This is a genomic window from Butyrivibrio sp. YAB3001 (assembly GCF_900112195.1).
In the GTDB taxonomy this organism is placed as follows: Bacteria; Bacillota; Clostridia; order Lachnospirales; family Lachnospiraceae; genus Butyrivibrio.
The window spans coordinates 22,153-36,695 of the sequence record NZ_FOKR01000009.1; the positions used below are offsets into that span (position 1 = coordinate 22,153).

At 40.2% G+C, this 14,543-nt stretch carries 10 protein-coding genes; 6 read left to right on the top strand and 4 right to left on the bottom strand.

Annotation, left to right across the window (positions count from 1 at the left end; all coding sequences use genetic code 11):
- Positions 1-228: 228 nt before the first annotated feature.
- The 4 genes from BM086_RS10715 to BM086_RS10730 all read right to left on the bottom strand — a co-directional run bounded on the left by BM086_RS10715 (position 229) and on the right by BM086_RS10730 (position 6,233).
- Positions 229-606, bottom strand: a complete 378-nt coding sequence (locus tag BM086_RS10715; RefSeq protein WP_092326178.1) for a hypothetical protein — start codon at positions 604-606, stop codon at positions 229-231.
- 127 nt (positions 607-733) lie between these two features.
- On the bottom strand, positions 734-3,445 hold the full coding sequence (locus tag BM086_RS10720; RefSeq protein WP_092326181.1) for a translation factor GTPase family protein: 2,712 nt from the start codon (positions 3,443-3,445) through the stop codon (positions 734-736).
- A gap of 6 nt (positions 3,446-3,451) precedes the next feature.
- Positions 3,452-4,369 (bottom strand): ArsR/SmtB family transcription factor, encoded by a 918-nt coding sequence (locus BM086_RS10725; protein ID WP_092326183.1) that lies wholly within the window; start codon positions 4,367-4,369, stop codon positions 3,452-3,454.
- A 148-nt stretch (positions 4,370-4,517) separates the two neighbouring features.
- On the bottom strand, positions 4,518-6,233 hold the full coding sequence (locus BM086_RS10730; protein ID WP_175560217.1) for a methyl-accepting chemotaxis protein: 1,716 nt from the start codon (positions 6,231-6,233) through the stop codon (positions 4,518-4,520).
- 317 nt (positions 6,234-6,550) lie between these two features.
- Between BM086_RS10730 and BM086_RS10735 the strand changes: the two genes are divergently transcribed.
- From BM086_RS10735 to BM086_RS10760, 6 genes are all read left to right on the top strand, one after another.
- On the top strand, positions 6,551-7,846 hold the full coding sequence (locus BM086_RS10735) for an adenylosuccinate synthase (RefSeq protein ID WP_092326189.1): 1,296 nt from the start codon (positions 6,551-6,553) through the stop codon (positions 7,844-7,846).
- Positions 7,846-8,751: an HAD-IA family hydrolase gene (locus BM086_RS10740; protein WP_242952174.1), complete on the top strand. Its 906-nt coding sequence runs from the start codon at positions 7,846-7,848 to the stop codon at positions 8,749-8,751. The genes BM086_RS10735 and BM086_RS10740 overlap by 1 nt, the downstream gene beginning before the upstream one ends.
- Positions 8,752-8,926: 175 nt before the next feature.
- The gene (locus BM086_RS10745) at positions 8,927-9,277 is read left to right on the top strand and encodes a hypothetical protein (RefSeq protein WP_092326192.1); all 351 of its coding nucleotides are present in this window, start codon (positions 8,927-8,929) and stop codon (positions 9,275-9,277) included.
- A gap of 210 nt (positions 9,278-9,487) precedes the next feature.
- Positions 9,488-9,964, top strand: a complete 477-nt coding sequence (locus tag BM086_RS10750; RefSeq protein ID WP_092326194.1) for a hypothetical protein — start codon at positions 9,488-9,490, stop codon at positions 9,962-9,964.
- A gap of 44 nt (positions 9,965-10,008) precedes the next feature.
- Positions 10,009-10,596 (top strand): TetR/AcrR family transcriptional regulator, encoded by a 588-nt coding sequence (locus tag BM086_RS10755; RefSeq protein WP_092326197.1) that lies wholly within the window; start codon positions 10,009-10,011, stop codon positions 10,594-10,596.
- Between the two features lie 121 nt (positions 10,597-10,717).
- Entirely contained in the window at positions 10,718-14,524 is a 3,807-nt protein-coding gene (locus tag BM086_RS10760) for a phosphoribosylformylglycinamidine synthase (RefSeq protein WP_092326220.1), read from the top strand.
- Positions 14,525-14,543: the final 19 nt, after the last annotated feature.

Sequence of the window (14,543 nt, forward strand, 5' to 3'; positions counted from 1 at the left end):
CCGTTTACTTATACAGCCTCTGTTGGATGTGCACGGATTTTGCAAAGAAATATGCCACTTTCTGTGGCCGAAATCCGTTGCCGCAAACTACATTAGATAAGAAAAAAAACAAGGGACGGTTGTTGTATTAACCGTCCCTTTACTGTTATATACAGACATGAATATTGAAATTAGTTACTGGAGTAAGCTGTATGCGAGCAAGCAGTAACACTGCATCTTTTCTGAAGATTACAATGTCCTTCTTGAAATCTCATCCTGTTTTTTGGAAGAGTAGGATGAGAGAAATTCAGTGGCAAGGAGCTTCTTGCATTCATCACAAAGTTTGCCTTTATAAATGGGTTTCTCGCATCTTTCGCAGGTAAGACCAACATTTATAGCTTTGTGGGTAACAAGACGTTCTTCACGCTGCCATTTCATGATCATCTGTACCGGTACGCCTGTTGCGGATTCTATTTCCGGTCCGCTGCACCCGGGATTCTGATCAAGGTAGTTGGATACAGCACTAAAATCTTCATCATCCTTTTTCTTGCAGACAGGGCAAAAAACCGGACCAAAGCCGGAATACTGGAAAGGCTTATGACAAATCGCACAGTTTCTGAAAAGCATGGCAAATCCCCCTTTTCACTAAAATACTATATAAAAATCTTAGCACATCTGATTGTACAGTTCTATTATTATTCGATTAAGCATTTCTTAAGAATAACGAAAAAATAGAAAAGATATGTTTGAAACATCAAAAATGCTCGCGTATCTGATTTTCGGTGCGTTTTACTTCTTCCCAGAAATCTCTTGCAGATAGGCGGATGGCTCCGCTGCTCATGACGATAATCTGCTCGATTGCGTCAGAAGTTGCAACTGTAACTCTGTATTTTTTGCCAATCTCATTTGCTGCTTTTTCTATATATTGATCGGCTGTTTCGGCTTCTTTTGTATAAATGATAGTTAGACCGGCATTTTGTTCTATATGTTCTGAACCTCCGCGTACTTTGTATGCATCAAATACCAGAATGACGTTTTCGCGCCTGTATCCTTGAAAATTGATCAGAATATCGGTGAGTTTATCCCTGGCTGCTTTTAGGTCAGTGGCAGCAAGAGATTTTAATTCATCAGAAGAATAGATGACATTGTAGCCATCCACCAAAAGATATTCTTTTTGGCGCTCTGCAAGGCGTTCATCCTTTTTACTGTTTAACTTTTTTGCAGAGAGAGTAACATTTGGCTTTGGCACATCCTGTTCATCTAAAGAAGCTTTTTTCATCTCCTCATAACGACGCCTTTCCTCAGGCGTTTCAACGTATCTTGGTTTAATTGTGCCGTAGGTTCTTTCAAAAATATCTTTAAGCTCATTTTCAGTGAATGTGAGGTCACGCTGTATTTCATCAAAACTTCTGTCGTCAGTTGATTTCTTTGTGGATTTGGACTGCAATTTTTTCAGGGCATCCATATCGATGTTATCCGTTAAGTCAGTTTTTACAACTGAAGTTTTTTCTGATGACCAGGCATTTTCAAGGTGCATGTATGAGTAGACTTCATCCCATGGAATAAGAGTCCCGGCTCCGTGAGAACAAAAAACAGAGGATGAAGGGTTTTCTGTGTCAAATTCCGGATAGTAATTCTTTTCCTCAAGCACTTCTTCTGTGTTATGGCAGGGCGCATATCCACTGAGAGTAGTAGAGATGCTGCCTTCTCCTTTGGTAAAAGACTTAAGCTCCTGGGCATAGTCGGATAGGCATGCAGCTGGGATAGTGCCTGTAAGAACAGATTTGCCATTTATAATATCAGGGAGGCCAACATTTCCATACATTTTTTGAATGTCATTTAGAACGCGGCCTATATTTTCCTGTGGTACTTCTATTCTGAAATTAAGAACAGGTTCCAAAAGGACTGAGTGTGCCTGCATAAGACCCTGTCTTACGGCTCTGTAGGTTGCCTGTCTGAAATCACCGCCTTCAGTGTGCTTTTCATGGGCTTTTCCAGTTAAAAGAGTGATTTTTACGTCGGTCAGCTCTGAACCGGTAAGAACTCCTAAGTGTTTCTTTTCCTGAAGATGCGTTAAAATAAGCCTCTGCCAGTTTAGAGACAGTACATCGGTGCTGCATTTGTTGTGAAAAGATATTCCGCTTCCTGGCTCAGCAGGTTCAAGCAATAGATGGACTTCTGCATAGTGGCGAAGTGGCTCAAAGTGTCCCACACCTTCAACGGTATCGGCGATTGTCTCCTTATATACGATATGGCCCGGACCAAATTTAACGTCAATTCCAAATCTTGTCTTGATAAGGTGAGTTAAGATTTCTTTTTGTACATCGCCCATTATCTGAACCTGTATCTGGTCGGAACTTCCCTGAAGGCTTACTAGGAGCATTGGTTCTTCTTCCTCTAAGCCCTTTAATTTTCTGTAAAAAGAAACTGTATCAGTATCATCAGGAAGAATCAGGCTGCATGATAAAATAGGCTGGATGACTTCTGACTGTACTGACCCGGAAAGTGCGCCAAGGCCTTCACCTGAACGGGTGGAAGATAGTCCTGTTACAGCTACAACCATGCCTTTGCAAGCTTCCTGCAGGTTTTCATATTTCTCGCCATTATAAATGCGCATTTGGTCAACTTTCTCATCGTGAATCTGATCTCTGACACGGAGCCTGCCGCTTATTATTTTTATGTGAGTGAGGCGTGTTCCCTGTATATCACGACTGATCTTATAAATCCTGGCGGAAAAAGAATCATCATCTGAAACATCATTTTGCTTGGAATCTGAGTAATCAGAAAGCAGATCAAGGAGTTTCTGAACACCTGTGGTCTTAAGAGCTGATCCGAAAATACAAGGGAAGCATTTGCGAGAGTTTATCAGCTGTTTTATCTCGGAGTTTGTCATTTCTTTTCCCTCGAGAAAAGCTTCCAAAAGATCATCGTCGCATACTGCAAGTTCTTCCTGAAGTTCTAAGGAAAGAGAAGAGGATGGATCTTCGTTTTCTGCATCAAAACAGATGCAATGAGAGGTTAGATTGTCTCTCAAAGCATCCATGATTTCTTTTTTATCAGCGCCTGGCTGGTCCATTTTATTAACGAAAATTAGTGTGGGAACCTGATAATGGGAAAGCAATTTCCATAAAAGCTTTACCTGACTTGTGACTTTGTCAGCAGCGCTTATGATAAGGACTGCCATATCAAGAATCTGCAGAGTTCTTTCCATTTCGGGAGAAAAATCCGCATGTCCCGGTGTATCAAGCAGGGTAAAAGTAGTGTCCTGGTATTCGAAAATTGCCTGTTTTGAAAAAATAGTAATGCCGCGTGAACGTTCGAGCTCATAAGTATCTAAAAAAGCGTCTTTGTGATCCACACGGCCAAGTTTTCTGATGGCTCCGCAGGTGTATAGCAATGCTTCTGAAAGAGTGGTCTTTCCTGCATCTACGTGAGCTAGTATTCCAATTGTAATATTTTTATTCATGTATCGTTACTCAAGCGGGCTGTAGGCAATCTTAGCGCAGATATCCTGGTTGTAGTTGCCAAATCCCCTTCCAAATATAGTAAGTCCACCTACATGTTCAGCATTTTCAGGTACTTCAAGCTTGAATTTAATGCTGCTCTTGGAGGTGAGGGCAAGCTGATCAATAGTCACATCTGAAATCTTAAGTCCATCGATAAAGGTGCCCTTATGATTTATAACCAACATCTTGAGCATACCATATTGGTTCCAGTTAGGAAACCACCAATCGGGAGTAAAGATACCCTTTACATCACCAAAATCTCCCGGAGATATCCAAGTTCCAAGGAGAGTATCATTTAGATAAAAGTAAATATCGGAAGGCCATACATTGTTAACTCCGGGAGCCTCTGAACTTAGCTCTGCAGAAATACATATTTCATCAATCTTTTGATTAAAAGGAATGAAATTGGGGATTGAGTATTCAACATAACCTCTTGTAAACCAGAGAATATCAGCTTCGTACCTTTCGGGATGGGAAAAATATCTGGTATCATCAACTTCACCAATGAGCTTTTTGCTTGAAGCAAGACCGCAGGTAGGATATACTTCGTAGTCGTTAAAAAGACCTACCTTGATATCGGAGGTATATACTTTTTCATTTTTTGGAGCGTCCTGTATGTCGATAAGTATTTTATCAAGATTTACAGAGCATACCTTCTGATTGCCGTGGCCGGAGGTTTCTGATGAAACAGTTACAATGCCGCATTCTTCAAGCTTGCGGATATGGCTTGTGAGGGCTCCGTTAGTGATCTGAAGCTTACTTGCAAGCTCGTTCATGTTCATGCCACTTTCATTTATTAAAATCTTAATGATCTCTATGCGAATGTCTGACCCCAGTGCTTTAAATAATTCAAGACCCTCATCAAGGCTTTTGATGTGAAGCATTTGACAACCCCCTCTAAATAAAAAACTAAAGTTTACAAATAAATAAAATAATTCACATAATATTATAATAGCTAAATTTACTTTATTCAACTACAAAATAAAAGCCCCCCGCGCAGGAGCATGCCTACACAAAGAGCTTTATTGGCTGTTATTCGTTTATTGTAAACTGACTGATAAGGTTGTTCAGACTTTCTGACTGTTCGGAAAGCTCCTGTGATACTGCACTGGATTCCTGGGCAGTAGCGGAGTTGTTCTGAACAACGTTGGAGATCATTTCTATTCCTCTGTCAATCTCATCCATGCTCTGAGCCTGCTGCTTAGCAAGGTCTCCGGTCTGGATTATCATGGATGTTATTTCTTCTACGCTGACCTGCATGGCATCAAGTGCCTGAGTAGTTTCAGCAACAACAGTGTTACCATTTTTGATTTCATCCATCGTATCGGCGATAAGCTGATGTGTGTTCTTGGCTGCTTCAGTACTTTGGTCTGCAAGCTTTCCTATCTGATCGGCTACTACTGCAAAACCTTTTCCTGTTTCACCTGCGCGGGCAGCTTCAATTGAGGCATTAAGCGCAAGGAGAGAAGTCTGTTTTGCAATTGCTTCTATAGTATTGGTTACCTGCTCGATTTCCGCAGAAGCTTCCGTTATCCTTGTCATGGCATCTGTTACAAGATGCATCTTCTGGGCGCTCATCTCTGCGTTATCATGAACTTCTGTGGTCATTGCTTTGCTCTTTTCAGCAACTGATGAAAGCTCTCTTGTCTTTTCAGTGACAGAATTTACAGAAGCGGTAAGTTCTTCAACAGCAGCTGCCTGATCGGTGGAACCTTCTGCAAGGTCGTTTGCTCCCTGCGACATATTTACTGCGCCCTGTGAAACCTGGGCGGAGGATTGTTTTACTTCTGAGAGGGTGCTGCTCAAATTTCTGGAAATATCATTGAGGGCATTTTTTATTGTCTCATAATCACCGATATAAAGCTTTTCATTCTGAGACCCCCTGGAAAAATCACCACCGGACATTCTCATTAGTGTGTCGTCAATATCTTTTACAATTTTACCGATAGAATTCGTTGAATGCGCGATGTCTTTTGCAAGCTTACCAAGTTCATCTTCGGAATCAGTGTCTATTGTAAGCTCAAGTTTTCCCTGGGACATTTCATCTGCGGCAGCTGTAATTGCCTTGATGGGACCAAGGATATTTGAAGTAAGAGCAGAACGGGCTTTTGTTGAGTAGATCAGAGCGTATATTACCACCACTAGTGATATTACAGTCATGACAACGACTGAAACGATGGCTATCAAATATGCTGATTGCGCCTGAGCTTTTGCTGAAATACCTACTTCTTTAAAGTCTTTTACCACGACTTTTATGGCTTCATTTACAGTCCCGACATAGTAGTCGTAAATTTCAGCATCACTTGCCCCTGAATCAAATAATTCATCAAGTTTATCATCAGCTGTATCAATGGCTTTGATATGAGTATAGATTGAAGAAACATCTCCTTTATAAACCTTACTTAGGTTATCAAGGCCATCATTAAGTTCCTGGATCTTTTCTGCGGCGCCTGCAATCTGCTCTTTTCTATCAGATTCCTCCTGAGCAGACAATGCCCACAGATAATATTTTGCCAGAGCCTGAATTGTTATTCGCACTTCTCCCTGAGCGCTGTTTTGTTCATAATAAACTGCGTAAATACTGTGGAGATTTAATAGTGCAATTAAATCAATTAATACAATTACTACAAAAATTACAATTAGATTAACCTTAAAGCGATTAAAAACCTTTTTAAATTTGTCAGAAACGGATAACCTCCTAAATTCGCTCTGGCTAAAAGAATCTTGTCTTGTAGGAGTATTTGACATATTTGCCTCCTTGATAATTATATGTTCTAGGGAAAAAATAAAAAAAATCACTCTATACATATTATCGGCAATAAATATATCTGAAATTAGTTATTTTCTTTCATTTATATCATAAATAAGCGCAAAAGTACGCAATATTACAATTAATTTATAAAATTCAGTAAGATTTTAAAATAATGATTTTACTTATTATAAATAAATTGCTATTATATCAGTGTTGTTCAAATGTAATTTTTATCTTATAGGATTTTTTATGAGATAAAGAGCTTCACTTGATATAAGGAAGCTAGATTTTTTATCAGAGAGGGAAATGAAAAATGGTTAAAGCAGTAGTAGGTGCCAACTGGGGTGATGAAGGCAAGGGAAAGATAACAGATACATTATCTGATCAGGCTGACGTTGTTATCAGATTTCAGGGCGGTGCCAATGCAGGTCACACTATTGTAAATGATTATGGAAAATTTGCGCTTCACACAATGCCATCAGGTGTATTCCACCAGAATATCATGAATATTATTGGTAATGGCGTTGCTTTTGATATTACGAAATTTATGAATGAGCTTAAAGAAATCACATCAAAGGGCGTTCCTGCTCCACAGATTATGATTTCTGACAGAGTTCAGGTTATGATGCCTTATCATGTGCTTTTTGACACACTTGAGGAAGCAAGACTTGCAGGTAAGAGCTTCGGTTCAACAAAATCAGGTATTGCTCCTTTTTATTCAGATAAGTATTCAAAGATTGGCTGGCAGATCAACGAGTTCTTCCAGGATGATGATGTTATCAAGGAAAAGATTGCCAGAGTTGCAGAAATCAAGGATGTTATTTTAGTAAATCTTTATCATGCAGAGCCAATTGATCAGGATGCATTATTTGATCAGATAGTTGAATGGAGAGAGCAGATAAAGCCATATGTTGGCAATGTATCTCTTTATCTTGACAAAGCTATTAAGGAAGGCAAGACAATTCTTCTTGAGGGACAGCTTGGAACAATGAAGGATCCTGACCACGGTATTTATCCTATGGTTACATCATCTTCACCACTTGCAGCTTACGGCGCTATCGGAGCAGGAATTCCTCCATATGAGATCAAGCAGATTGTTACTGTTTCAAAGGCATATTCATCAGCTGTTGGAGCAGGTGCATTTGTTTCTGAGCTTTTCGGTGATGAGGCTGAGGAACTCAGAAGAAGAGGCGGAGACGGCGGCGAATATGGCGCAACAACAGGAAGACCAAGACGTGTAGGCTGGTATGACTGTGTTGCAAGTAAGTATGGCTGCAGACTTCAGGGTACAACAGATGTGGCATTTACAGTACTTGATGTACTTGGATACCTGGATGAGATTCCTGTTTGTGTAGGTTACGATATTGACGGTGAAGTTACAACAGAATTCCCTGTAACACATCTTCTTGATAAGGCAAAGCCTGTTTACAAGAATCTTCCTGGTTGGAAGTGCGAGATCAGAGGAATTAAGAACTACGAGGATCTCCCTGAGAATTGCCGCAACTACATTGAATTTATCGAGGAGCAGATTGGCTTCCCAATCACTATGGTAAGTAATGGCCCTGCCAGAACTGATATTATCTATAGAAAGAGTAAGCTTTCAAAGTAATGGTTTTTAATATGAAGAATGATTCACAGACACCTATGTATAAGAGGGTACTGGCGCTTGTTGGGCTGGGCCTGATCGCAGTCCTTATTGTGGCTTTTTTGCTTGTTGCCTTATTTGGGGGACCTGATTCAAAAGATCTTTTCATGGGACTTGCGGGGCTTATAGTCGCAGTGCCGATTCTGATATGGCTCCTTTTGTGGGGGCTGTCAGCTATTACGGGAAGGCACAATATTGCATCTTTTGATGCCGGAAGCAGTAATAAAAGACATGACAGATTTGGCAATGTAATTCCTGATGGGAAGATCAACACAGTGGTCTTTGATATTGGTAACGTTCTTACGGATTTTGCCTGGGAGAAATTTCTTTTGAATAAAGGCTACGATAAAGAAATGGTACAGCGAATGGCAAAAGCAACCGTTATGAGTGAGGACTGGGTTGAGTACGACAAGGGAAACCTTTCTAACGATGAGATTGTTGCCAAGTTTGTTGAAAACGATCCTGAGATAGAGGCTGACCTAAAAAAATCCTTTGTTAATATTGATGGAATAATCGAAAAAAGAGATAGAGCAATTCCATGGATAAAGGCATTAAAAGCTGCCGGTTACAAGGTCCTTTACCTTTCCAATTTCTCAAAGCAGGCGCTTGAAGGAAACCCTGAGGCAATGGCATTTCTTGATGAGACTGATGGCGGAATTTTAAGCTATAGGGATCACGAAGTTAAGCCATATCCTGAAATTTATAAGCTTCTCGAAGAGAGATATGAGCTTGTTCCTGAGAAGACAGTGTTTATAGATGACACGCCTGTAAATATCAGAGCGGCCAAGGCACGTGGATGGAAGGGAATTGTTTATAAAGATTATAAGCAGGTTGAAGAAGAACTTCGTCAAATGGGCGTAAATTATTAATGTGATGACAGGGTTATAAAGTCATAATGTTATCATGTAGGCATGAGCACGTTATGAGCTTTGGACCCTGTCATTATTTATATATAAAATAAGTATAAAGCATATTATAATCCTCCGTTTTATGCCGATATAGCTTCTGGAATGAAGAATAATGGTAAAAATGGAGGATCTATAAATGGATTTAGGATTCCTTGCATCAGCTAATAGTATTACCAGTAAGTATTTATCTCAGAACATATCAGATGACCTTTTAAAGCCGTCTATGGGGATAAATGATGTTTTTAAGAAAAAACTTGGAGCAGAGTTTGAGGCAGCTTATGATTCTCTGATGGGAACAAGAGCAGTTGATAGCGCAATGAGGCAAAGTTATACCGCTACTCATCAGGATGATCTTAAGGAACATGCTACGAGGCTCGGGTATTGTATCGATAACAGGATAATTGATATGCTTCATCTTAAACTCACGGATGAGATGAATGATAAGGTCAATATGGCAATGGATGCTGCAATCAATAATCTAACGTGAAGTTTTTAAATAGCTACTGTATTTAGTCGTCAGAGAAAAAATTTTCTCTGACGATTTTTATTGAATAGCTTTTGCATGCAAAAACTCTATTTTATTCTGTACTTTTTATACAAGGCTTGCTATAATTGTTCAAGAACTTTGAAACGTGCGCAAAATTTTTTCCAATGCATGTTTCTGTATTGCCAGAAGCCAGAACAGGAGCGACTTTCAATGAATAGTGGAAATGACAATAATGTCAATGAAAACAGTGTTGAAGATATCGTTTCAAGATACAGGCCAGAGATTTCCAAGCTGGTTCCTTATTTGAATTGGCTCAAGGATAATTCAGGAGCAGATGTTGCTCAGAGTTATTCCAGCAATGACCTCAAGTCTATACCATTTTTGGTATATGATTCTAATTTGCTTGCATTCATCAAGGCAGCTCAGACTACCAATCTGTTGGATCGCAATTATGTCTATGTTTACACCAGAAATCATTTGAATAGTGCGAAGGATGAAATCTTATTTATACAGGATGCGCAGATTACTGATATGGATGATCTGGCAGGAATTCTATCCAAGTATATTCTTTCGGGAATGACTAAAGGAACTGTATGGATGGAGGGAGTTCGCAACGGAGTTCTTTATCTGGTTGTAAAGAAGATGGATGAACTTTGCAAATTCTGGGGTCAGGAGATGGGTAATTAAGAATCCTATTACTAAAGAATATTACATTTTTCAGGAGATTTTGAATGGGAGAGAAGGCAGACCATAAGAAGAAGCATATTTTGGACAAAGCCAGAGTTGTTTTTTCTGAAAAAGGTTTTAAGAATGTTACAATGAAGGACATTGTAGATGCCTGCGAGATCAGTCGTGGGGGTCTTTATCTCTATTTTTCAAGTACTGAAGAATTATTCCTTGCTGTATTGGCAGATACCCATGAAGATGACGATGATGAAGCGATTGCAGCAGCACTTGCCGGTGATGCTTCTGCAGGCGATATGCTGGCTCTTTTCTTAAAGGAACAGAAAAAAGAAATCCTTAGGAAAAAGAACAATCTGACTGTCGCTATCTATGAGTATTATTTCGTTAATAAAGTGACGGATAAAGACAATTTCCTTAAAGGTCAGTTCGACACAGCTGTAAGAATCGTTGAAAAGCTTATCGAAAATGGAGTTGAAACTGGCGAGTTTTGTTGCGAGAATCCTTTTGGATGTGCCCGCAATCTGATGTACGTGGTGGAAGGCCTTAAGGTGATGTCTAAAACTATCGGCATCACAGAGGAAGCTATTGATAAAGAATTAATGTATGTTTTAGAGGGATTAGTCCCCGAAGATTAAAGTGCTTAATAATTAATTAAGCACTTTTATTTTATACACAGGCTCATGCAATGACGGGCCGTGCGGCGAGTAGGAGAATGACTCTACTTGATCATTAAAATTATTTATAAGAGGAGTAATTATGAGCATTGTAAGACGAATCTACGTTGAAAAGAAAACACCGTTTGCCGGAAAGGCAAGAGAGCTGAGACATGAGATTAAAGGCTACCTTGGAATTAACAGTGTTGAGGATGTCAGAATATTTATAAGATATGACGTTCAGAACGTATCTGATGAGGTTTTTGAGAGAGCATGCACAACAGTTTTTTCAGAACCGCCTGTTGATATTCTTTACAGAGAGACAATTGATATTCCTGAAAATGCAAAAGTTTTTAGTATTGAAGCGCTTCCGGGACAATTTGATCAGAGAGCAGATTCAGCCGAGCAGTGCGTTCGTTTTATAAAGGGTGATGAGGAGCCTGTTATCAGAACTGCTGTTACATATATGCTTATTGGTAGCATGACTGATGATGAAGTTGAAAAGATTAAAGAATATACAATGAACCCTGTGGACAGCAGGATTGCTGATGGAAATAAGCCTGAGACTCTTGTAGAGAATTACGATGAGCCTGAGGATGTTAAGATATTGGACGGCTTCAAGGATATGGATGAAAAGAGCCTTAAGGACCTCTATGAATCTCTTGGACTTGCCATGACATTTAATGATTTCAAGTGGATACAACAGTACTTCCAGACAGATGAAAAGCGTGATCCTTCTATGACTGAGATTAGAGTTCTTGATACCTACTGGTCAGATCACTGCCGCCACACAACATTTGGCACTGAGCTTAAAAATGTAGAGTTTGAGGATGGATTTTTCTCAGAGCCTATAAAGAAATCCTACGAGGATTACCTTGCTGCAAGAGAAGCTCTTTATACTACTGATGATAAGAAAAAAGAAAAATTCATTTCCCTTATGGATATAGCTCTTATGGGAATGAAGAAGCTTAAAAAAGATGGAAAACTTACAGATATGGAGGAATCCGAGGAAAACAATGCCTGCACAGTTGTTGTGCCTGTTGAAGTAGACTACGGTGAAGGTCCTAAGACAGAGAACTGGCTTGTTTTCTTTAAGAACGAAACTCATAACCATCCTACAGAAATTGAACCTTTTGGTGGTGCAGCTACATGTCTTGGCGGAGCTATCAGAGATCCGCTTTCAGGAAGAGGATATGTATATCAGGCTATGCGTGTGACTGGTGCAGCTGATCCTACAGTTCCTGTAGCTGAAACAATGAAGGGCAAGCTTTCACAGAAAAAGCTCGTAAGAGGCGCAGCAAGCGGATATTCATCCTATGGTAACCAGATTGGTCTTGCAACAGGTTATGTAAAAGAAGTTTATCATCCAGGATATGTTGCAAAGAGAATGGAAATCGGAGCAGTTATGGGAGCAGCTCCACAGGAACATGTAATACGTGAGAGCGCAGATCCCGGAGATATCATCATTCTTCTTGGCGGAAGAACAGGAAGAGACGGATGCGGCGGAGCAACAGGTTCATCAAAGGCTCATGATAGCAAATCTCTTACAACCTGCGGAGCAGAAGTTCAGAAGGGAAATGCTCCTACAGAGAGAAAACTTCAGAGACTCTTTAGAAGACCTGAAGTCAGTGAACTTATTAAGAAATGTAACGACTTTGGAGCAGGCGGTGTATCAGTTGCAATCGGAGAGCTTGCGCCAGGTCTTGATATCAATCTTGATCTTGTGCCAAAGAAATATGCAGGTCTTGACGGAACTGAGCTTGCAATATCAGAATCTCAGGAAAGAATGGCAGTTGTTGTTGCACCTAAGGATGCAGACAGATTCCTTTCTTTTGCTGCAGAAGAAAACCTTGAAGCTGTAAAGGTTGCGGTAGTTACTGAAGATCCAAGACTGGTTCTTAACTGGAGAGGTAAAAAGATTGTTGACATCAAGAGAGCATTCCTTGATACCAACGGAGCTCACCAGGAGACATCGGTAAAGGTTGAAACACCTGATAAGGATAACAATTATTTTGAAAAAATCGCCAGTGATAAAGTAGCAGAAGCACTTGCAGGCGGTGACGTTAAGAAAGCATGGAAAGAAGAGCTTGAAGATTTGAATGTATGCTCACAAAAAGGACTTGTTGAGATGTTTGACTCTTCAATCGGAGCAGGCTCAGTTCTCATGCCTTATGGTGGTAAATATCAGCTTACAGAGACACAGGCTATGGTTGCAAAACTCCCTGTTCTCTCAGGCAAGACAGATACAGTTACAATGATGAGCTATGGTTTTGATCCATACCTTTCAAGCTGGAGCCCATATCATGGCGCTGCATACGCAGTGACAGAGTCAGTGGCAAGAATTGTTGCAACCGGTGGTGATTACAAGAATCTTCATTTTACATTCCAGGAGTATTTTAAGAGAATGACTGAGGATTCTCAGCGCTGGAGCCAGCCACTTACAGCACTTTTGGGAGCTTTCGATGCTCAGCTTAAGTTTGGTCTTGCATCAATCGGTGGAAAAGACTCAATGTCAGGCTCATTTAATGAGATAAATGTTCCTCCTACACTTGTTTCTTTTGCCGTTGATATCGCAAAGCTTTCAGATGTTGTTACTCCTGAGCTTAAGAAGGCAGGAAATAAGCTTGTTCAGTTTAAGATTGCCAAGGATCAGTATGATCTTCCTGATTATGATAAGGTAAAAGAACTTTATGAAAAGATAACAGCTCTTATGAGAAAAGGCGCTATCGTGTCAGCTTATGCAGAGGACTGCTACGGAATTGCAGCTGCAGTTTCAAAGATGGCATTTGGTAATGGCCTTGGAGTTAAGATAGCAGATTCTCTTTCAGCAAAAGAGCTCTTTGCAAATGATATAGCAGATATTATTGCAGAAGTTCCTGCAGCTTTCCTTGATGAAGCTCTTTTGGTTTCAGGAAGCAGAGAAATCGGTGAAGTTACAGAAGAAGCATCATTTAGCGCATGTGGCATGACACTTTCAGAAGAAGAAGCACTTTCTGACTGGAAGAATAAGCTTGAGAAGGTATTCCATTCAACTGTTAATGCTGAAAAGACACCTGTTGAGAGTAAGCTTTACAATACTTCCTCAGTACATATTTGCAAAAACAAGGTGGCAAAGCCTACAGTATTCATTCCTGTATTCCCTGGCACAAACTGCGAATATGACAGTGCGCAGGCATTTATGAGAGCAGGAGCAAATACTGATATAAGAATCTTCAGAAACAGAAATGCCAAGGATATTGAGGAGTCTGTAGCAGAGTTTAAGAAAGCAATTCAGAATGCACAGATCATTATGTTCCCGGGCGGATTCTCAGCAGGTGATGAACCTGACGGAAGTGCCAAGTTCTTTGCAACTGCATTCCAGAATGCTGAGATAAAAGAGGCTGTTGAGGACCTTTTGAATAACAGAGACGGACTTGCTCTTGGTATCTGTAATGGTTTCCAGGCTATGATAAAGCTTGGACTTGTTCCAAACGGACATATCACAGGGCAGGATGCTGACTCACCAACACTTACATTTAATACAATCGGACGCCATATTTCCAAGATGGCTACTATAAAGGTTGTTTCCAATAATTCACCATGGCTTATGAAAGCAGAGCTTGGCGGAGTTTACACAAACCCTGCATCTCACGGTGAAGGAAGATTTGTAGCTCCTAAGGAAGTGCTTGAAAAGCTCTTTGAAAATGGCCAGATTGCCACACAGTACTGTGATCTTGATGGCAATGTGACAATGGATGATGAGTGGAACATCAACGGTTCTTACAGCGCTGTTGAGGGTATTCTTTCACCTGATGGAAGATGCCTTGGTAAGATGGCTCACTCTGAGCGCCGCGGTGATGGCGTAGCAATCAATATCTACGGCGAACAGGATCTTAAGATCTTTGAAAGCGGAGTAGCATATTTCATGTAATACTAAATGAAGATGATGC